The organism is Bacillus sp. 7_6_55CFAA_CT2, assembly GCF_000238655.1.
Taxonomy (GTDB): domain Bacteria; phylum Bacillota; class Bacilli; order Bacillales; family Bacillaceae_G; genus Bacillus_A; species Bacillus_A cereus.
The window spans coordinates 224328-245279 of record NZ_JH414709.1 but is presented as its reverse complement, the minus strand read 5'-3'; the positions used below and the strand labels follow the sequence as shown (position 1 = coordinate 245279).

Here is a 20952-nt window from a genome sequence, read left to right as displayed (position 1 = left end):
ATTAATTAGCTACAAAACCAATAAAAAGTATCATTCCTAATAAAATAAATGTTTGAGCATAACCTCCTATTTTCATAAGATAAATAGAAATGATAGGTCCTATACTAGTACCTAAAAATAAAAGTATATTCCCCTTGCTTTCCCTCCTAATTGACCTCCAAGAGAAACTAAAGACGGAACGGATATAGCAATACCTATTACAAAACAGACACTCATCATTACAAGTAGAGATAGATCCGAAACAAAGCCCATTGAACTTAGACTAAAAATAACAATCAACAATCCTCCTTGAAGAACTTTCCTTACTTCAAACCTCTTTGTTAAAAGACCTGCAAGTGGTGACAGCAACATACCAAACAGCCCTGCTACGCGAAAATAAAGGATTTGTTCTGCAGTTAAATTGTAAGTAGGAGAGCTCAAATAATTCCCTAAAACAGTATACATATTAACAAAAGCCATTATTAAAACAGTATTTTTCACACTGACTAACTATTAGTTTTAAATAATTCGCAACTTCTTTAAGGCATAAGAAATTCCGCCTTCACTCGCCTTCGTTGTAACGAAATCAGCCCTTCTCTTCAACTCCTCTCCACCATTTCCCATCGCAACTCCTAATCCTACATACTGCAACATCTCAATATCATTTCCACCATCGCCAAAAGCAATGGCTTCTAATTTACTAATGTTTAAATGTTCCAATACTTTTTGAATTGCAGTTAGCTTCGATACTTTACTATCTTCCAATACATTTATAACGTAACCATGAAAACGCTCAAACGTAAGTGCTGGATATCTTTCAATGAATTTTTGAGCTTCTGTATCATCAGCATACAGACATATGCAATACATCTCATCTGATAAGTTTCTAACTTTGTCAGGATACCGCTCTAAATTTAAAGTTTCATTTAACGCTCGCATGACACGTTCATCTTTTGAAGCAATATTATTCATTGCAAATTCTTCTGTAAAGTAAGAAACACTGTGACCATGTAATTCAGCAAAATTTGAAATATCATGAACGATTTCGCTTGAAAGTACTGATTTATGTATAACTTCTTTCCCACATTTTATATGTGCACCATTTGCTGAAATAAACGTATTTATACCTAGTTCCTTAAATTGTGAGCATAAACTATACGGTCTTCCAGTTGTAACAACTACGTGAATTCCTTTATCTATTAACCTTCGTATCGCTTCTTTTGTACTTTCGTGCATGCTTCTATCAATCTCACTTAATAACGTACCGTCAACATCGAAAAATACAACTTTGTACATAAGTCTTTACATCCCGTCCAAATGATTCGTATCATTAATGAAATGCACCGTTTTTTGTTCACCCTCAATTTCAATTAAACTTATTCCCGTATCTCCCATTTTGAAATAGTAGTCCATTGAAATTGGCATTTTGAAAAATGCACGTAATAGACTATTAATTACGCCTCCATGGGCAACAATTGCAATTCGATCATATGTATTCTCTATCATAATTTTAGAAAAGATTCCTTCTATTCTCATTCGAAACTCAATAAATGATTCTCCGTTTTCAAAACGGTCATGAAGAAACTTTGGCTCTGGATATTTCTTTGCTTCTTCAAATGATAAGCCTGCTTGCACTCCATTATTAAACTCCATTAATTCCTCTTCTAATTGAATTGGACAACCAATTGCTTCTGCTAATATTTCACCCGTTTCACGAGCGCGTTTTAATGTGCTTGCCCAAATGAAATCTGGCGCAAAATCTTTTTTCACTTTCTGTACAAGTCTTTGTACTTGTTGTCTCCCTTTGTCAGTTAACTCAAAATCAGCTCGACCTTCATGCACATGTAAAATATCAGCTTCTGATTCTCCGTGGCGTATTAGTAGTATTTGCATGTTTCTCTCTCCCTTTATTTAACATTCATAAAATTCCATTATATCACTTTTTAAGATTCCAAAATAAAAAAGGAACGGTCTCCCGTCCCTCATCCATTCACTTTTTCCGCATCATTCCAATAATATTTACTAAACGCTTCTGTTAACACATCAATTGTGTTATATAATTCATCTAACGTATTATCAACACCACCAACTTCAATTAACATCGCATTTTTCGATAAATCTTGGTTATAAACGCCATTTCCATCTTTTTTATACTTTGGAAAAATCCCTCTACTTAATCCGTAGTAGTTTTCATCTAAATAACTATTGATCGCTCTTGCAATTTTTTCATTTTCAGCACGGCCTTCATTTTCCATCCCAATTATAAAATAATAATCTTGCATACGATTTTCCGTTAATTACTTTTGTTGTTACTTTCTTACGCTGATCGTCACGGTGTATATCAATTGGAAACGCAATTTTATTATTTTGTGCTAATGCTTCTTTTACATATTCATGAGACGCTTTATATGATTGCGGCCATTTCCATTTTTTACTCGCTAATAAATCACCCATATTCGTTTTATCGTGAACTACCGGAATTCCTTGTCCTTCAAGTTGCTCTTTCATACGTTTCCCTAGTAAAGACACATTTACATCTGGACTTGATGGATCCGTAGCCCCTGGTAATAATGGAAAGAAGGATTCCCAGCTATGTGTATGATAAATATATACTGCACTTTCACCTTTTTTCGCTCCGTTCTTTTTCTGAACCGGATTATTCTTTTCCGCTTCTGTAACTTTATCTTTTGCTACTTCCCTTTCTTTCGTTACTTCTTCAATCGGTACACTAGATTCATTTGGGATATTCGTCAAGTTTGTCCCTTCACCAGCTACGATAATATTAGAATAATACTTTGACATACCAGGTACTTCTTTACCGACGAATGTTCTTAAATCTTTAATTTTCAAATCTGTCGCAATAGAGAACATTAAATTTCCAACTGACTCTCTTTTATTCTTCTTAAAATAATCAAATCCGTAATAGCGATTCTCACTTTCTATCATTTGAACAAAACCTTGCATCGATACTTTTCCAAACCATTGATTTGCATAATTCGATTTCATTGTATGTAAAAATGACGTCAAAATCGACGCTATCATAATTACTATTAGCGCATATAAAAGGAGTAACGAAATCAGTTTCTTCCCATGTATTCGAGTTGCATACTTTTTCACTGCATCACCTTCTTTATACATGGATATGTACAAGCTTTTCGGAATATACGCAAAAAAAGAGAAATGGTATCCCATTTCTCTTCCTCACTTTTATTGTTCTTTTCCTGTATCATTTGAAGGTAGTTTCTTCACTTGTTTTTCTTTAAATATTTCTCCAATTGCCCCAAGAGTACCAAGTGTTTCAATTGCATTAGACGGAATAAAGACTTTATTTGCTGGTCCTTTTGCAACTTCAGCTAATGATTCAAATGATTTGTAAGCAAGTATACGCTCATCCAAATTCGCTTCACGAAGCAATTCAATACGATTTTGTTCTGCTTTTGCGATTTCTTCAATTGCCCTTGCTTCCCCTTGCGCTTCTAATTCTTTTGCTTCTTTTATACCTTCAGCTTCGCGAATACGCGCTTCTTTATCCCCTTCAGCCATCAAAATTTTACTTTGCTTTTCCCCTTCAGCACGAAGGACTTTATCTTGTTTTGCTGCTTCAGCTTCTAAAATAATCGCACGTTTATTACGCTCAGCCTTCATTTGTTTTTCCATTGATGCTTGCACATCTTTTGGCGGGTTAATATCAACAACTTCGACACGTTCAATACGTACGCCCCATTTTTCTGTTGCTTCATCAAGCGCTAAGCGGATTTCTGTTGAAATTTTTTCACGACCAGATAACGTTTCATCCAGTTCCATTTTACCGATAATTTGACGCATCGTTGCTGAAGTAATATTACGAACACCATATTCATAGTTTGAAATACCATATGTCGCAAGTTCTGGTTCAACAATTTGATAGAAAATAATAGTATCAATTTCTACTTGAACATTATCTTTCGTAATTACCTTTTGCGGTGGTACATTCGTTTGTTGAATACGTAAGTCATGATATACACGAACACGATCTACAATTGGTATTAAAATATTTAACCCTGGGTGCATGATACGTTGAAACTTACCAAATCTTTCAACAACCCCAACTTTTTGCTGAGGAATAATTTTAATTGTTAATGCGATAAATGTAACTACAATTAGTGCGAATATAATCGTTAACGTTAATGCTACCATATTTATTCACTCTCCTTTTTCACTTGTAATATAGTACTATGCCTCTTTATAACAACGACTTTTTCTCCAGCATCAATTGAAGAATCTGCAATAGCTGTCCAAGTATCTCCATCCACTTTCACAATACCATTCGCTTCGTTTGTAATCGCTTGCATAACAATCCCTTTTTTACCAACAAGCATATCTACTGTATCAGTAAAACCTTTTGCTTCTCGAAAGTTTTTTGAAATTCTTTTCGTAAAGAATGTCAAAGTTAAACTCACAATTGCACCAACAGTAACTTGTAACAGTAGTGCATCAGGAGCAAACAAAGCAATAAGACCTCCGACAACAGCTCCAATTCCAAGCCAAAGCATGTAAAATGTAATCGACAACATTTCTGCGATAAATAAAATACCAGCTATTATAAACCAAATTACCCAAGCAGCCATATGCAACCCTCACTTTCTTTCTCATTTTCTATATGTATATGAAGAAAAGAATGGTTTATCCGCCCTTTCTTACACTTGGGCGTTTGCTACAAGCTATTGTACATACTCACTGTTACAATGATCATTAATATAATACTATATCAATATATTCTTCATTATACATGAAAATCCCTTTCAAAAAGTGACAAAAAATTAAATTCTTTAAAAATTTTAATTTTTAAATTACAATTATTCTAATTACTAAATACTATTTTTTATAGAGGTGATAATCTTATTGAGAAACCTGTCACTAATCTACTATTTAGGTTCCAAAATATGCATTACTCTCGCTGACATCGTATATGTAATGATTATTACAACTCATATTTATATAGCAACTAAATCAGCTACTATTACTGCTCTTTTTCCATTATTACAAGTTATCACAAATCTAATTGCTAACATCTCTGCACCACTTATAATAAATCGTTTTCCATCTTATACGCTGTTATATACCCTCCAATGGCTGAAAACAGTCTTTTTACTATTATTAATGATTTTGTTCCCGGTCTTATCCACAAACATTATAGCTCTATTAACTTTTATTTTTGTCATTTCATTATGTAGTGGGTGGGGTGCTCCGTTATTATACGGTATTCTCCCGCGCCTTACACCGAAAGAAAAATTAGTAAAAGTAAATAGTATCTTTTCCTTTTCAACACAAATTGTGCAAGCCGTTGCTTATTCATTTACGAGTATTGTCGTTCTTCTCATTGGCGCTACTTCTACACTCATGATTAATAACATTTTAATGATTTTCGGATGCATTGCATTACATTTTTCATTACGTTCCATACATACTGAAAGAATAGCAGATTCTCCCTCTTCCAAAAGTACTGTTTTATTGGAAGGTTGGAAACTCCTATTTCAAAATCCTTCTCTCCGTACCGTTACATATATGGACTTAATCGAAACTTTCGCAGGGACAATATGGATTGGTGCTATTACGATGGCATACGTTACGACTATCCTTCATAAGGGCGAAGAATGGTGGGGATATATTAATACAAGTTATTATGTTGGCACGTTAATCGGTGGTCTATTAGCCTGGAAAATGAGTTCCTATATTCAAAACAATTTAATACGATCTATGTCGATTGGCTCTCTTATGTTTAGTATTCTTACATTTTTATACGGTATGACAAGCAGCGGATTTATTGCGCTTTTTCTATGTGTTCTAATGGGACCATGTTATCAAATTAGAGATATTTCCCAAACGACTGTTTTACAATCAAGTGTCGTCCCTGCTTTATTATCCAAAATGTATACAGCACATGGTGCACTTCTTTCAACAGCCTCTGGACTATCTATGCTTAGCATTGGCATTATTACTGATATGTTCGGTGTTCGTACAATTTATATCATCGCTTCTATTCTTATTTTATGTTCCGCTTGTTTATCTTTTAGTTTATTAAAATATCATAAGACAGAGCAGAACGATATTTCACTTTAATCACTAAAACAAAGAGGACAGGGATTCCTGTCCTCTTTGTTTATTCTATTCATGATAAGTTGGGGATTTTTCTATGCTTTGTCGCTTGTTCAAAAGCATAAGCTAATTTAATTAATATCCCTTCACTAAAGGCAGTGCTTGCAATGGTAATTCCAAAAGGCCTCCCGCTTTCCATATATCCTGCTGGTATTGCTATAGACGGATAACCCGCTTTTGCACATATAGTAGAACCTATATAGGAAGGAAACAGTATCGCATCAAGATTATATTTTTCCAATGCAAAATCAATGCCTTGTTCTTGAGAAAAATATATATCTTCTAATCTCGCATTTAAATATTCTGGATTTCGTAACGTATTAGGAAAATCTTTTCTTCCCTCTAACTTAGTTTGTCCATATTTTAAAGCTCTTTCTGCTATGTTTTTATTAAACTCCATTAACTCCGAAATAGAATGTACCGGGATAGTAGAAGGTAATTTAGAAAGATAGTTATCTAAACTATGCTTCAGCTCATAAAGCGGAACTCCCCAGCTCCATTCTCTATGAAAAGAAGGAATATCAATATTTTCTACTACTGTCGCTCCTTCATTACGTAATACTTGAATCGTTTCCTTAAACAAGATTTCATCATACTCACCATTTTCGTAATAATCTTTTGGTGCATCGTTAAACACACCAATCTTCGCTCCATTTAAACCATTTGCATCAAGGTAAGATGTATAATCCCGATATGCCCTATTTTCACTTTTTCGAGTAACTACATCTTTCTCATCCACTCCAGTTAAACTCCCTAGCAAAATAGCAGCATCTGTTACCGTTCTAGCAAATGGTCCAGCTGTATCTTGTGAATAAGTAAATGGAATAATTCCCCTACGACTAATTAAACCGACAGTCGGTTTAATACCTACTACAGAATTTTGAACAGCGGGGCTCAAAATAGAAGCATCGGTTTCTGTCCCAACAGATACTACTGTAAAGTTAGCAGCAACTGCTATCGCAGATCCTGTACTAGATCCGCCAACAAACATATGATCCTTGCCCGTTCCGTATGGATTGATTGTTTGACCACCTCTTGCACTATATCCAGCCCACATTTCAAAAGACATTGCATTTGCTAATTCTGTCATATTCGTTTTTCCAATTATCACTGCCCCTGCTTCTCGCAGTTTAGTAACAAGAAATGCATCTTCACTGCTTATATTTTGTTCTAGAGCTATTGTACCTGCACTTGTATGCATGGAGTCATTCGTTTCAATATTATCCTTAAGCAAAACAGGTATTCCATGCAATGGTCCCCTTACGCCTTTTGTCTTTCTTTCATAATCTAACGCTTCTGCAATAAAAATAGCATCTGGATTGATTTCTAAAATTGAATTGATTTTCGGTCCGTCTTGATCATACTTTGCGATTCTATAGAGATAATACATTACTAGCTCTTTTGAAGTTAACTTTCCAGATTCCATTTCATTTTGAATATCTTGAATTGTTAATTCCTTTTTTAAGATTGGATTAAACTGAATTTCCATTTATATTCTCCCTTATATGAACTTTTTTAGCGTATAACCCTTAATTTTTCACCTCAACACATCCTAAATTAATATCCCTTTAAAGAAATTCAATATCCTTATTTAAACACCTTTAATTTCCCGAAAAATAAAAATAGTCTGAAACGCATTAACCTTCGCTTCAGACTCTTACATTACTGTGCGTATACTTCATCTAACAAATGTAAAAACTCACCTTGTTTCCCAGCTAATTCAGGGCATTTTGCAATATCAACCCATTCGTAACAAAATACTAATCCTTTATCTTCCTCACCAGCACTTACAATATGTTCCCAAGTATCCTTTACATCTGTTAGTAAAGTTACATGAAAAAAGTGGCGTTTTTCATATTCCTGTTTTTCTTTCATATGTATGATGTAATCTGCTAAAAAACGTTCTATGCATAAATGACGCAATCCGGATTCTTCCTGTACTTCACGCAATATAGCCGCTTCTAACGTTTCACCTTCATTAACCGTTCCTCCTGGCACTTGAATACCAGCTTCATGTATATCACGATGTTTAAAAACAAGTAATTGCATAACCCCCTCTTTTTCTCTTGTAATATATGCATGTACTTTTTTCTTATATAACATCGTCATTATACGTCTCTCCCCTCAATCATTTACTCTGTTACTTCTTCAAGCGTCAGTTGATTATCATACAAATATGTAGCTTGTGGATTTCCCACATACCTTACGTGCCATGGTTCATACCGATAACCCGTAATCGTTTCTTTCGCTTTTGTGTATCGAACAACAAAACCAAATTTATGGGCATTTTCAGAAAGCCACTGACCTTCTTTCGTTTCCCCAAAAACCGTCTCTAACTGAAATTTAGCAGATTGAGACGTAATATCCATAGCTAGTCCAGTTTGATGCTCACTTGTGCCAGGAACCGCGCTAGACATTGCTGTTTTTGCTTCCCCGTCTTGTTTTTTATACATCGTATTTAATGCTTTTTGTCGATCAAAAGATCTAAATCCAGAAACTGCAAAAAGAAAAATACGCTCGTTGTCAGCCTGCTGAAACATATCCTCAAGCGCCCTCGCTGCCTCTTTTCTCATCTTTTTCTTTTCTTGATCACCTTCACTAGAGTAGCGCACTTTCGGAATAACTAAATCTGGCGGTCTATACCCATCTGGTAAACGCCTACTTTTATTTACAAGTACAAGCATTGAATTCGGATTATTAATTACCGCAATATCCCCATCCATATTAGCAATCGTTTCTTTCGCTTTCGGAAATATGCTATTTACACTTACTTCCCGCGCCTGCTTATCCTTATACATTTTATAATTGATTCCTGCTACTCCAATAATAATTATTGCAGCTACAATACCAAGTAGTGCCCATCTTTTTTTCATATAACGACCTCTTATTTTAATAATTTGGCCATTTCATACTCATCGATGCCCTTTCCATCGATAATAAGAGCAGCTTTTTTGACACCTTCTTTCTCAAATCCAGCTTTTTTATATAGTGCCTGAGCTCTTGTATTGTGGGCCATTACTGTTAATTCTAAACGCCATACATCATGTAATTTTGCCCACTTCTCAACCTCTTTAAACAATCTCGTCCCAATACCTCGCCCGCTATACTCTTGCAAAATACCAATTACAATGCTTGCCACATGCCTCTTTCTTTGAATGTTATTTCCATTCACTAATATAAAACCTACTATTCTCTCATCTTCAACTGCTACAAATATTGTTGCATATTCATTTTCCATAAATCGATGGATCATTTTTTCTTGTTGCTCAGCTGTAGTTTTCCTTTCTCCTGGTTCATATAGCATAAACTTCGTTTCTTCATCTAATTGCTTACTTAATTGCAAAAATGATGCTGCATCTTCTATTTCGATTTCCCTAATCACTTCAATCACCCTACCAGTTTCATAATAAAAAGTTTTCCTTATAAAAAGATTTTCTCTACTTTCCCGAAAATTCCTTTGTAAATCTCCTACTATAAATTGACAAATTTCGATATTACTATAACAACGACAAATTATGTCTATTCTGTGACGTCTCACCATTACAAAGAAAAAACGCAAGCATTACACTTACGTTTTTTCAAGATTGAAGTGCGCTAATAATTATCGATAGATGTCCTGGCTAATTCACGTTTCACTTTATCCATTCACTTTTTCTGCCTGCCAAAAATATTCACCAAATGCTTTAGCAAGTGCATCAATTGATCGATTCAATTCTTCCTCTGTATTATCTACACCGCCAACTTCTATTAATATCGCTTGTCCTGATAGGTCTTGATTATAGATTCCATTTCCTGTCTGGAACCCTTTTTGAATGACCCCACGGCTCACTCCTGGATATTTCTTATTAATCGCCTCATGTAAAGCTGTCGCTAATTGTAAGTTTTTTTCATAGTTTTTATTTCCTTTCCCTACTACAAATGCAAGCTTTGCATATGATTTATCTCCAATTGTTTTTGTCGTTACATTCTTTCGGGCACTATCACGATGCAAATCAAAAAAGTATTGAAGATCTTTATTTCCAGCCATAGCTTGCTGCACAATTTCTCGTGACATTTTATACGAACTATTACTGTTTAAACCTTTACTTATTAACTTTTGACCAACATCACTCTTATCGTTAGTAGCTCCAATCCCTTCACCTTCTAGTTGTTCACGGAAACGATCTCCTAATATAGAAATATTCGATACAGAACTCGTTGCTTTATTCGGATTCGGGTCATTCGTTAAGTTAAGTAAAGGTAAATAAGATTCCCAGCTATGTGTATGATAAATAAACGCAACTTGTCTCTTCCCAGTCGTTTGAGACGGCTGTTTTTTCTCTTTACTCGTATCTTGTTTAGGTACTTGTCCAGTTCCACTAGTCCGTTCCTTCACCACTTCTTCAAGAGGAACACTCGACTCTATCGGTAAGTTAGAATAATTTGTACCCTCACCCGCAATAACAATTTCTGTATCGTACTTACCAAACCCCGGGAGCTCTTTCCCGACGAAACTGCGTACATCATTAAAGCGAATATTTGTAGCCATAGAAAAGAGAAAAGAAGAAATTGAAAAATCTTGATTCAAATTTCGATACTCCTGTGTAAAATAATGATTCTCTTTTCCAAGTACATACATGTAACCATTCATCGATAACTCATTTAACCAATTATATAAATACGTTGACTTTGTCTCTTTCATAGAGGTTACCATCATACTAATAAGAAAAAAAGTACGCTAGCATTGTAGTAATAACAAATAAAACTAACTTACGCATACTTGTAAACTTCATAAAAAAAAGCCCCGATTCATACTATCACCTCTCTATTTCAAGTTATGTACAAGCCCTAGAGAATAGACCGTTAAAATTTCGGCTATATTGTTAATGAGGTGAAATGAATTGAAGCTATTAATAGGAATATTACCAATCGCTCTATCATTCATTTTTTATTTGTCCGCTAAGCAACCAAAAATCTCTATTGTGCTACATATTTCTGCGTACTTGGCACTGTATGTACTCGGTATAATTATTTCCATTAATATATACGATGTTTTAATACAAGATTTAGTTTTCATGACGAGCATTCATGGAATTTTACTGAATCCATTTTTCCTTATTGCAGGAGCGTATATAGGAACATACACTTTGTACCTACTTTTGTCTCACATTATTATGAAAATAAAAAATGGAGCGTAATGAAATGCAACCACCATTTATCTGTCATACATGCAAAAAAAGAATTATGAAAAAGAAAGATCTTATTACAGCCACATGGTACTTCCGCTTTTATTTATTTCACAGTGATTGTTTTAAACGACAGCAAGTGTTCATCTCACGATTTCTCCCTGTGAATACACTTTTCAATTCCTTTCTTATTATATATGGACTTATTTTTGGCAGTATTCTTATGATTACAGAACCATCTATTATTTGGCTGACTTTCTTTTTTCCCATTTTTTATCGGTTTCTTTCTTATTATTATGTTGAACGTTTTTTCTCTACATAACGCGCAGACTGACCTCTCGGAATACTTAAACATTCCCACTCATTTTCTTTTAACATCTTCCCAATGTATATAATCTGACCAATATGCAATGCATAATGAGCAATTTGCCTTTCAATTGCTTGCATGACAGTATGTGCTTCACCTCGAATGTATACCGTCTTCAATAAGTGTTCCGGCGTTAAAGTATTCATCGTATTAAAAACATATTTCCATCCTTCTTGCCAAGCTATAAGGGTTTCTTCTTTTGAGTGATAGCATCCTTCAAATTCACCATCTCGATTACGATCTGTTTTTTCACCATCAGACGTTAAAAAATCCGTCCATCTAGAACGCATATTACCGTGAAGATGCTTAATAATAATCGCTATACTATTTGTTTCTTCATGAGAAGACCATTGTATTTGTTCATATGATAATTGAGAAAGTGCCCGCTCCCCTTGTTTCTTTGTTGCTTTAAAGTTCGAAATCGCACATTGCAAATATTCTCGTCCGATATCCATATTAGCCCCTACCTTCACCCTAGCTAATTTTTGTTCCATTTGGCAATTCCATATTAGGCTGAAGTAACACAACATCACCAGCTTCAGGAACACCACCAAGCACAAGTACTTCTGATTTGAATCCAGCTACACGTTTTGGTGGAAAGTTTACAACAGCAACGATTTGTTGACCGATTAAATCTTCTGGACTATACCTTTTCGTAATTTGAGCACTTGACTGCTTTATCCCGATTTCTCCAAAATCTATTGCTAGTTTAATCGCTGGTACTCTCGCTTCTTTAAATTCCTCTGCATGTATTACAGTTCCAATTCTCAAATCCAAATTTAAAAAATCTTCAAAATTAGCCATTTATCATTCCCCCCCAATTATTACTTAGACAAAATACAAAAATCCCCTTCAAAAAAAGAAAGGTGCCTAAGCACCTTTCTTTTGTAATTCACTTGATTCATTTGATTTATAGAAGAAGAAACCGAGAATCCCGCCAATACATGATGGAATTAACCATCCGATTCCTTCGTTATATAACGGTAACATTTGTAGTACATTAGAAATCGCGTCAATTTTAATTTTCGCACTTTCTAAACCGTTAAAGAAACTAATTAACAATGCACCTAAAATAGCTCCAATATAAATTGTATTACGCTTCCCAATCCACTTATGGAAATACGAAAGTACAATTAATACAATGGCAACTGGATAAATGATCATTAACACAGGTAATGTTACTGCGATTAATTGTGTTAAACCTAGGTTAGATACAATTAAACTAAATACACATACCATTGTTACAATCGTTTTATGCGAAAGTTTTGGGAATAAGTTTGTAAAGAAACCCGCACACGCAGATGTTAACCCAACAGAAGTTGTTAAACAAGCGAGTATAATAACAAGCCCTAATAAAATTTTACCACTCGTCCCATATAGCTCATTTACAACATTCGTTAAAATAAGACCACCGTTTTCTGAGATACCAAGTGATGTGCTTGTTGAACCAAGATAAGCAAGCGATAAATAAATTAACGTTAAACCAAGTACAGCGATAATACCTGATACTACTGTTATTTTTGCAATTTGACTACTCTCTTTTATCCCTTTAGAGCGGATAACTTGTACAACGACAATTCCGAATACGAGCGCGCTAATTGCATCCATCGTTAAATATCCTTGAATAAATCCACCAAAGAAAGCATTTTCTTTGTAAGCAGCTAACGGCGCAGCTGGCTCTCCAATTGGATCAATAATTGCCTTTCCGACAATAACAGCCACAATTAATACTAATAATGGTGTAAGAAACTTTCCGAACCAATCCACTAATTTAGATGGATTTAATGATAAATACCACGTTATTCCGAAGAAAACTATCGTGAAAAGAAATAGCATGTACCACTCTGAAACCATTGCCTCTGATAAAAAAGGCTTCATACCCATTTCAAACGAAACAGCTCCAGTACGAGGAATCGCGAAAAATGGTCCAATTGCTAAATAACTAATCAATGGGAAAATAAACGCAAATATAGGGTGGACTCTAGAAGATAGCGCTTTCAAGTCCCCCTCTACAAACGCGACAGCTGTTACAGCTAGTAGGGGTAATCCGACTCCCGTTACAAGGAATCCTATTGTAGCAATCCAAACATTCTCTCCTGCTTGTTGACCTAAAACTGGCGGAAAAATTAAATTTCCTGCTCCTAAAAATAATGCAAATAGCATTAAACCAATTGCTACCGTATCACCTGGCCTTAAACGTCCCTTCATGCTCTTCATTTGCATAGCACTTTTTCATTGTTTATCTCTATATTTTACAATATGCTATGCATCCTCCTCTCTGCTCAAGATGATAAAATATGCCCCTTACAAAGCAGTGTCTTTCTCCATAATTTCTCCATTCCCCTTATTTTTACTCTAATCATTAATACAATTATTATTTTGAATTTTGATTTTTTTGAATTTTTAAATCATTAGAGTGTTATTACGCGGAGTGTAGATGTCAGACCTCTTTGTTTTTATCACACATATAGTAACATATTTAGTTGCAAAATAAAAACATATTTTCAAATTGATTTTTTTGAAAATCGAAATTATCTACATTTTTTATTCTCTTACACAAATATTGTTATAATCTCACCTATTATTCAATCGTTATTTTCAAATAACTTTATACACGTAACATACAAAAGCCATCTAATATAATTTAGATGGCTTTTGTATGTTACTCTATCGTTTCAACTTCACGTGGATTTTTCATCTCTTCCACATACACAACTCTAAATCCGTGATCTTCTAAATCTTTCAATAATGTCTCTAATTCACCGTCGTTAAACTCTTCTCCTAATGTAAACATAATTCTACGAACTAATAAGGCATCATTATCAAAAGTCATCAAACTTTGAATACCAGTGTATTTCTTTAAAACTGTCGATAACTTTTGGATTGCTCCATTATAGTCTTGCGTTCCAATCATGACAGAGTATTTACTAGAGTGAACACCCCATGCATCCTCTAATAACTCAAAAACTTTTTTATGCGTTAAAATTCCAAGGAAAACCCCTTTTTCGTCAACTACTGATAAATAAGGCAATTTTTTTATTGTAAAAAATACTTTAAAGAAAGATGAATCTTCTCTCACAAATCCTTCTTTATCGTTTAATAATTGTATTACACTCTCATCAAGTGATCCTTTATATTCTAAAATATCTACTTTATATATATTCCCTAAAAATTTCTCTTTTTTTTCATCTAAAACTGGTACACAACGATACCCCGTTTTATTTAAATGCTCTAACGCTTCCCCTATCGTAATCGAACTTGAGCACAGTAAAACTTCCCTTTTCGGTACGTAATTCCCTTTAATCCTCATAAATAGCCTCCTTATGTTAAAATACTTTCTGTGCCATAACTATATTATATTTTCAGAAAAAAATAAATAATTTATTTTATTTTTCTGAAAATTATTCATTTTCTTGTCATAATTTATTCATGAATCCTTCACTTGCATATTTTTGCTATCAAATCTTCTCTCTGAATTACTGAATGAAAAATATATTGTAACTTCTTTCAAAAAAAGCTAAAATAAGAATAAGAATTTTCTGAATATTCTAAGAGTAGGTGGTTATATGTCCTTATTACGCTCACATATATGTAAATTTATAATTGGTATTATTGTTATTTTTGCCATAAGTCCTATTCCAGCTCTTTTTATTACACACAATTATTCTTATCAAAATGGATTTATTAGCATTTTTCAAAACTTCGCACAGCTTTCTTCTATATCAATTCCAAAGGTTGATTGGATGCATGAATCTATCTTTTTCTCAGCAAACCAAATGATACATACTTCTAATCATTCAACACCATTATTCCCTTACATATGGGAAATATATTTTATATCGATTGTTCGTTTTACTTTTACCCTTGCGATCGGATTTTTCATAAGTTTGGGTATCGGCCATTTATTTTTCAAAGTACCTAACTCGTTTAAAAAGTTTACTACTGTATTGAAATGGATACCTTACTCTTTTTGCACTGTAGTATTACAATGTTCAGTCTTATTACTACTTCTATACATCGCACAATTTATAAACCTTCCTTACTACTCATCATTTATCATCGTATGTAGTACTTCCATGATTATCGTTATGCAAGCAGTAAAAAAATGGATTCCTTTCTTAAAAAACACAAATGAATATGAACTAAAACATGATTCTTTTCTTGTGGATACATTGTTTTTGGCGCTTACTTCGAATCATAAATCAATTTTAGGTTCCATTATTCTTTCATTCGTTTTTATGGAATGCGTTTTTCATGCAAATGGACTGTTACAATTTATCGTTCAATTTGGCGGAAATTCACCCATAATTGTTACAATCGGCTTATTACTACTCTATATCCCATATAGCATACTTTCTTTCCTTCAAACACTATGGACCACAAACTACTCCAAGCAACAGTCATACACTTTAACGAGAAGTGTTCCAAAACCTTAATTTAAAATAACCCTCTATAATCTAAAAGTAGGGGGTTATTCCTTTTGTATAGCGGACAAAATAACAGCAAATTCAAAAACTATTACAGAAACATACCAATATTTACCCTTTTCCTTTGACTATTCTTTTCATTTGGATTTATTATAAAAGTATAACATAATTGCAGGAGGTGACATCTTTATTCCAAACCTTGGAATGGAGAACACGCTTGGACATATTAAATATTTTTCTCATCTTTGTACTTATTCTTATTTCTGGCTTTTTCGTTGCATCAGAATTCGCTGTTGTAAAAGTACGAAAAAGTCGAATTGACCAACTTGCAAATGAAGGTAATAAACAAGCTTTAGCTGCAAGAAGCGTCCTATCTAATTTAGATGTTTATTTATCAGCTTGTCAGCTCGGAATTACAATCACTTCTTTAGGGCTTGGTTGGCTTGGTGAACCAACTGTGGAGCATATACTACGACCGCTCTTTGAAAAAATTAATATTACTGGAACAATGGCTAACACTTTATCTTTTGTTATTGCCTTTAGTGTTATTACCTTTTTCCACGTTGTATTAGGTGAATTAGTTCCAAAGTCTTTCGCAATTCAAAAAGCAGAAGCAATCACACTCAAATTTGCAAGACCGCTTATTTTATTTGATAAAATTATGTACCCATTCATTTGGCTACTCAATAGTACAGCTATATTTTTCACAAAATTACTCGGATTAGAACCTGCGAAAGAAAGTGAACTTGCTCATTCTGAAGAGGAATTGCGACTCATTTTAGGTGAAAGTTTTAAAAGCGGTGAAATAAACCAAACCGAATATAAATATGTAAATAACATTTTTGAATTTGATGATCGAGTTGCAAAAGAAATTATGGTTCCTCGTACCGAAATGATTTGCTTATCTACTGAAAATACGTTAGAAGAAAATATGGATATCGTCGCTACTGAAAAATATACACGCTATCCAATTATCGAAAAAGATAAAGATGATATCATTGGGATGATCAATACGAAAGAAGTATTCCATGATCAAACGAAAGGTATTTATAAACCACTTGAATCTTATATACATCCTGTTCTAACTGTATTTGAAACAGTTCCAATTCGTAAAACATTAGTCCACCTTCAAAAAAATCGCGTTCAGATGGCAATCGTTATGGATGAATATGGTGGTACTGCTGGACTTTTAACGATGGAAGATATTCTTGAAGAAATCATTGGAGAAATTCAAGATGAATTCGATGCGGATGAATCACCTATGATTGAAAAGCGTACACCTAAGCTTACTGTTTTAGATGGAAAGGTGCTTATTTCTGAAGTAAATGATATGTTTGGCCTACATATTGATGATAGTGATTTAGATACAATCGGAGGATGGCTTCTTTCTCAAGCAGTTGACTTAAATATTGAAGCTGGCTACTCCATTGAATATGCTGGTTTTCAATTTAAAGTATTAGAACTTGATGGACATCAAGTCAAAAAAGTTGCTGTACATAAACTAGATATTAAAAAGGAGCTATAAAGTGACTGTTTTATTAACAATTTGTATCATTGCCTGTTTCATTGTTTCATTTCTCGCCTTCATTTATCCAATTATCCCTGGCATACTAGCTGTCTGGGCTGGATATTTGATTTACCATTTCGGTATAAATGGAGGCGAATTAACAACTTCTTTTTGGATTATTCAAGTCATTTTCACTCTTTTCATTTTCGTTGCTGATTTTATTGCAAATGGATATTTCTTAAAAAAATACGGTAGTTCTAAATGGGGCGAACGTGTCGGAATGATTTCTATCATTGTCGGATCTTTCTTCTTCCCGCCATTCGGACTTATTATCATACCGTTCTTATCAGTATTTATAACAGAACTAGTGCATAAAAAAGCGCCAAAAGATGCCTTTCTAGTTGGAGTCGCTACTGTAGTTGGTTTTTTAAGCAGTACAGTAGCGAAAGCAATTCTCCAAATCATTATGATTATCATCTTCTTGTGTTATATCATCTTTTAACCATCCCGACTTCGGGATGGTTTTTTTAATATGCAATACCTACTCGACTATTTTCATATATGTTTTTCTTACATAGATCCCATGCAAAGTGTGCTGTATCACCCACTGTAATTTTTGATCCACCCTCTGGCAATATATCTTTTTCAGTTCGATATACCTCTGTCGCCTCACCATCTATTAAATGTGTCGGACAAACAACTGTCCAACATAAATTATTACTATTACTTAGTACTTTATATGCAGCCAAATGATCTTCCGCTGCCGTTGTCGTTTTCCTTTTTGATTCCGTTGATTGAAAACGATATAAATTTAGATTTGTTCTTGCTTGTAAAATACCAGCTGTTCCTATTGTTATGATTCTACGAACCCCTTCTTCTTCCATTTGCTTAATGATTTGTGGCATACTCTTCCCTAATGTTCCATTTTGATCCGTTCCAAGTGCACTAATTACTATATCGCTTCCTTCTATCACTTTCTTTATATCATTTTCGTTCAATACATTACCTTCTATCACTCGTAGCCTTTCATGTTGTATTTCTATTCTATTTAAATCACGCGCTAATGCAGTCACTTCAGCTGAATCCTTTAATGCTAAATTAATTATGTTTGAACCTACTCGTCCTGTTGCTCCCAATATACATACTTTCATTTGTTTTCCCCCTCTTTCATTCTCTTTCTATTTTTCAATAATCTCAGTCAATTTACAACAAAAAAGCTTCCTCATATATGAGAGGAAGCTTTTTTATTACTTTATTTCTTTTCTTTAGAATCAGTAGACTTCTCGGTTCCGCTTGTTTCTTTATCCTTTTTATCCTCTTGTTGTGTTGTTGTGTCGTCTTCTTTCTTCTTGTCCTCACCTTTACTACAACCTACCATTAATAAAGAACTTGCAAGTGCCATAGCAGTTAATGATTTAACCCATTTATTCATTTGCGTTTCCTCCTTGTGATAGAATATGTACAACCTCATATTACTCTCTATTTTTAAAGGAGAGATTGAAAAACAGTAAATATACGGTAAATTTTTGTAAATCTTCTGATAACAAATCCTAATTTTAATTTATATATTTCATTTCCAATCGATACACAATAAAACTAGTTTTTTCTCTCAATGGACGTAAAAAAACTAAGGCGCATACCATTTCGCCTTAGTTTCTCATGCAAACTTTTCATTTTCATATAGATGTGTAATCTTATATTCCTTCTTCATAACATATTGCCACACACTATAAGCGTAACGGTTCATTTTCAGGAAACAATTTTCCAAAAATGAGCGAAACTCTGGATTAGCAACTTCCACTGCAACTTGAGCAAACTTTAAAGCTAATCGTTTCAAGTGCGCAATATAACTGGTTGCAATATGAATATCCCCTGTATATTTACTAACTGTTTCCTTTTCCATTTCATGCAAATCAAACTCCGTTGTTTCACAGGTTATATGTTGCACATTCTCTCCTTCTTGAAAATTTACTTGTTCATTATATGCTTGTAACATATATGGTAAATGGTGCTGTAATAGATTTTTTAATTCTTCGTCTCTGACCTTTCCAGCATACTCTCCAACCTTGTATATTAGCATATAACTATATCTCATTAATTCTTTCATACAGTCCATTAAAGCGCCTCCCTTCTCTTTTGTCCATATACTATAAATATGATGCTAAAACATTCGCTATTCTTGCTAAAAACCAATCCCATCTACTAATTTCCTCAAAATCTTCTTCAGAAAATTGTTTTGATTTATGAAAGTCTACCTGTAATCGACTCCATACTTCATCAACAACTGTTTTATCATATATGATACAGTTAGACTCGCAATTTAAATAAAAACTTCTATTATCAAAATTCGCTGTCCCAATATCAACAATTTCTCCATCTATGATTGTTACTTTCCCATGAAAAAATCCATTTCGATATTGATAAATCTCCGCTCCAGCATGTAACATATCTTTCAAATATGGATAGGCAGCTTGTTTTAACAATATGGCATCACTTTTAAATGGCACGAGAATTTTCACATTAACACCACGATTTAATGCAGCTTTTAACTCTTTCACCATTTCTTTACTTGGTACAAAATATGGTGTAGCTATAATTAAAGACTTTTTAGCTTTTTTTAAAAGTGCCCCATACTTTTCCCATAAGCCTTTTCCATTTGAAAATAAATATTGATATTTTATATTCCCTAATGTAGGTATACTTTCATGTATAGGCATTTTTTCTCCTGTATCTTCTTTCCAATCTTCGGCGAACTTTCTTTCCATATCCGCTGCACCCTCACCATGGATACGCACGTGATAATCACGCCATGGCCCAAACTTTGGATCTTGTCCAAGGTACTCCTTTCCGATATTAAAGCCACCGACGTATGATACCTTTCCATCTATCGTAACAATACGTCTATGATTTCGTTGATGCAAAGAATAGAACACATTTTTCAGTTTCGGTTTTTTACTAAATGTAAACTTCACACCGTTTTCCTTTAATCGGCTAATTACCTTTTTCTTCAGCTTATATCCACCTATCCGATCGACTGACAATTTCACTTCTACTCCGCTAGATGCTTTTTTCTCTAATAACTGTAAAAATTCTTGGCTTATTTCATCTTTTCCTACAATATAAAAATGGATATATATATATTTTTCTGCATCGTTTATATCCTCAAATAATTTTCTATATAACTCTTCACCGTTCGTATATAGTTGAAATTCACCTAATCGAACTTGTCCTAATTCATATTCACTAGCCATTTCCTTCCCCATTTCTACATCGATGTTCATCCAAATGAATACACCTATTAAACAAAGGATTATAGCGAAAAAGTGCTTCATGGATAAATTCCTTTCTCCACTTACTGTTATTTCTATATCT

At 33.9% G+C, this 20952-nt stretch carries 22 protein-coding genes and 3 pseudogenes; 6 read left to right on the top strand and 19 right to left on the bottom strand.

Features of this window, described 5'->3' with window-relative positions; translation table 11 throughout:
* Position 1 precedes the first annotated feature (1 nt).
* From HMPREF1014_RS10385 to HMPREF1014_RS10360, 6 genes and pseudogenes are all read right to left on the bottom strand, one after another.
* A pseudogene (locus tag HMPREF1014_RS10385) lies at positions 2-468 on the bottom strand (MFS transporter); the annotation flags it as partial.
* Positions 469-498: 30 nt separating this feature from the next.
* The gene (locus tag HMPREF1014_RS10380; protein ID WP_000278964.1) at positions 499-1275 is read right to left on the bottom strand and encodes a Cof-type HAD-IIB family hydrolase; all 777 of its coding nucleotides are present in this window, start codon (positions 1273-1275) and stop codon (positions 499-501) included.
* Positions 1276-1281: 6 nt separating this feature from the next.
* Positions 1282-1872: a histidine phosphatase family protein gene (locus HMPREF1014_RS10375; protein WP_001166433.1), complete on the bottom strand. Its 591-nt coding sequence runs from the start codon at positions 1870-1872 to the stop codon at positions 1282-1284.
* 89 nt (positions 1873-1961) lie between these two features.
* A pseudogene (gene spoIIP / locus HMPREF1014_RS10370) lies at positions 1962-3171 on the bottom strand (stage II sporulation protein P).
* A gap of 15 nt (positions 3172-3186) precedes the next feature.
* Positions 3187-4155, bottom strand: coding sequence for an SPFH domain-containing protein (locus tag HMPREF1014_RS10365; RefSeq protein ID WP_000226253.1), 969 nt, complete (start codon positions 4153-4155; stop codon positions 3187-3189).
* Positions 4156-4157: 2 nt separating this feature from the next.
* Positions 4158-4586, bottom strand: coding sequence for an NfeD family protein (locus tag HMPREF1014_RS10360; protein WP_000741974.1), 429 nt, complete (start codon positions 4584-4586; stop codon positions 4158-4160).
* 274 nt (positions 4587-4860) lie between these two features.
* Between HMPREF1014_RS10360 and HMPREF1014_RS10355 the strand changes: the two genes are divergently transcribed.
* Positions 4861-6078: an MFS transporter gene (locus HMPREF1014_RS10355; RefSeq protein WP_001245223.1), complete on the top strand. Its 1218-nt coding sequence runs from the start codon at positions 4861-4863 to the stop codon at positions 6076-6078.
* Positions 6079-6127: 49 nt separating this feature from the next.
* Here the strand turns inward: HMPREF1014_RS10355 and HMPREF1014_RS10350 are convergent, their stop codons facing one another.
* The 5 genes and pseudogenes from HMPREF1014_RS10350 to spoIIP (HMPREF1014_RS10330) form a co-directional block, all read right to left on the bottom strand.
* Positions 6128-7603 carry an amidase family protein gene (locus HMPREF1014_RS10350; RefSeq protein ID WP_000405398.1) on the bottom strand — a complete coding sequence of 492 codons (1476 nt, stop codon included), beginning with the start codon at positions 7601-7603 and terminating at the stop codon, positions 6128-6130.
* Between the two features lie 173 nt (positions 7604-7776).
* Positions 7777-8223, bottom strand: coding sequence for an NUDIX hydrolase (locus HMPREF1014_RS10345; protein WP_000178289.1), 447 nt, complete (start codon positions 8221-8223; stop codon positions 7777-7779).
* 23 nt (positions 8224-8246) lie between these two features.
* A complete protein-coding gene (locus tag HMPREF1014_RS10340) occupies positions 8247-8987 on the bottom strand; it encodes a M15 family metallopeptidase (RefSeq protein WP_000747647.1) in 741 nt (246 codons plus the stop codon).
* An 11-nt stretch (positions 8988-8998) separates the two neighbouring features.
* Positions 8999-9496, bottom strand: a complete 498-nt coding sequence (locus tag HMPREF1014_RS10335) for a GNAT family N-acetyltransferase (RefSeq protein ID WP_000617574.1) — start codon at positions 9494-9496, stop codon at positions 8999-9001.
* Between the two features lie 255 nt (positions 9497-9751).
* Positions 9752-10886, bottom strand: a pseudogene (gene spoIIP, locus HMPREF1014_RS10330) (stage II sporulation protein P).
* A 108-nt stretch (positions 10887-10994) separates the two neighbouring features.
* Here spoIIP (HMPREF1014_RS10330) and HMPREF1014_RS10325 point away from each other — a divergent pair.
* On the top strand, positions 10995-11291 hold the full coding sequence (locus tag HMPREF1014_RS10325; protein ID WP_000770736.1) for a hypothetical protein: 297 nt from the start codon (positions 10995-10997) through the stop codon (positions 11289-11291).
* A 4-nt stretch (positions 11292-11295) separates the two neighbouring features.
* The gene (locus tag HMPREF1014_RS10320; protein WP_033682818.1) at positions 11296-11601 is read left to right on the top strand and encodes a hypothetical protein; all 306 of its coding nucleotides are present in this window, start codon (positions 11296-11298) and stop codon (positions 11599-11601) included.
* Here the strand turns inward: HMPREF1014_RS10320 and HMPREF1014_RS10315 are convergent.
* From HMPREF1014_RS10315 to cbpA, 4 genes are all read right to left on the bottom strand, one after another.
* Complete coding sequence (locus HMPREF1014_RS10315; protein ID WP_000435828.1) at positions 11574-12140, bottom strand: DUF1572 domain-containing protein; 567 nt, start codon at positions 12138-12140, stop codon at positions 11574-11576. The genes HMPREF1014_RS10320 and HMPREF1014_RS10315 overlap by 28 nt on opposite strands.
* On the bottom strand, positions 12121-12450 hold the full coding sequence (csaA, locus tag HMPREF1014_RS10310) for a chaperone CsaA (RefSeq protein ID WP_001263017.1): 330 nt from the start codon (positions 12448-12450) through the stop codon (positions 12121-12123). Before csaA ends, HMPREF1014_RS10315 begins: the two co-directional genes overlap by 20 nt.
* Before the next feature lie 66 nt (positions 12451-12516).
* The gene (brnQ4, locus tag HMPREF1014_RS10305; RefSeq protein WP_011110049.1) at positions 12517-13854 is read right to left on the bottom strand and encodes a branched-chain amino acid transport system II carrier protein BrnQ4; all 1338 of its coding nucleotides are present in this window, start codon (positions 13852-13854) and stop codon (positions 12517-12519) included.
* 454 nt (positions 13855-14308) lie between these two features.
* The gene (cbpA, locus tag HMPREF1014_RS10300; RefSeq protein WP_001220526.1) at positions 14309-14956 is read right to left on the bottom strand and encodes a cyclic di-AMP binding protein CbpA; all 648 of its coding nucleotides are present in this window, start codon (positions 14954-14956) and stop codon (positions 14309-14311) included.
* A 256-nt stretch (positions 14957-15212) separates the two neighbouring features.
* Here cbpA and HMPREF1014_RS10295 point away from each other — a divergent pair, with 256 nt between their 5' ends.
* The 3 genes from HMPREF1014_RS10295 (at position 15213) to HMPREF1014_RS10285 (ending at position 18082) form a co-directional block, all read left to right on the top strand.
* Positions 15213-16082, top strand: coding sequence for a hypothetical protein (locus HMPREF1014_RS10295; protein ID WP_000055261.1), 870 nt, complete (start codon positions 15213-15215; stop codon positions 16080-16082).
* Between the two features lie 208 nt (positions 16083-16290).
* The gene (locus HMPREF1014_RS10290) at positions 16291-17598 is read left to right on the top strand and encodes a hemolysin family protein (protein ID WP_000353738.1); all 1308 of its coding nucleotides are present in this window, start codon (positions 16291-16293) and stop codon (positions 17596-17598) included.
* 1 nt (position 17599) lies between these two features.
* Complete coding sequence (locus HMPREF1014_RS10285) at positions 17600-18082, top strand: DUF456 domain-containing protein (RefSeq protein WP_000217334.1); 483 nt, start codon at positions 17600-17602, stop codon at positions 18080-18082.
* 25 nt (positions 18083-18107) lie between these two features.
* Here HMPREF1014_RS10285 and HMPREF1014_RS10280 read toward each other — a convergent pair whose 3' ends face one another.
* The 4 genes from HMPREF1014_RS10280 to cls all read right to left on the bottom strand — a co-directional run bounded on the left by HMPREF1014_RS10280 (position 18108) and on the right by cls (position 20912).
* Entirely contained in the window at positions 18108-18731 is a 624-nt protein-coding gene (locus HMPREF1014_RS10280; protein WP_000861653.1) for an NAD(P)-dependent oxidoreductase, read from the bottom strand.
* Positions 18732-18832: 101 nt separating this feature from the next.
* On the bottom strand, positions 18833-19012 hold the full coding sequence (locus tag HMPREF1014_RS10275) for a hypothetical protein (RefSeq protein WP_001045960.1): 180 nt from the start codon (positions 19010-19012) through the stop codon (positions 18833-18835).
* Between the two features lie 225 nt (positions 19013-19237).
* A complete protein-coding gene (locus tag HMPREF1014_RS10270; RefSeq protein ID WP_000340542.1) occupies positions 19238-19696 on the bottom strand; it encodes a spore coat protein in 459 nt (152 codons plus the stop codon).
* A gap of 31 nt (positions 19697-19727) precedes the next feature.
* The gene (gene cls, locus HMPREF1014_RS10265; RefSeq protein ID WP_009326844.1) at positions 19728-20912 is read right to left on the bottom strand and encodes a cardiolipin synthase; all 1185 of its coding nucleotides are present in this window, start codon (positions 20910-20912) and stop codon (positions 19728-19730) included.
* Positions 20913-20952: the final 40 nt, after the last annotated feature.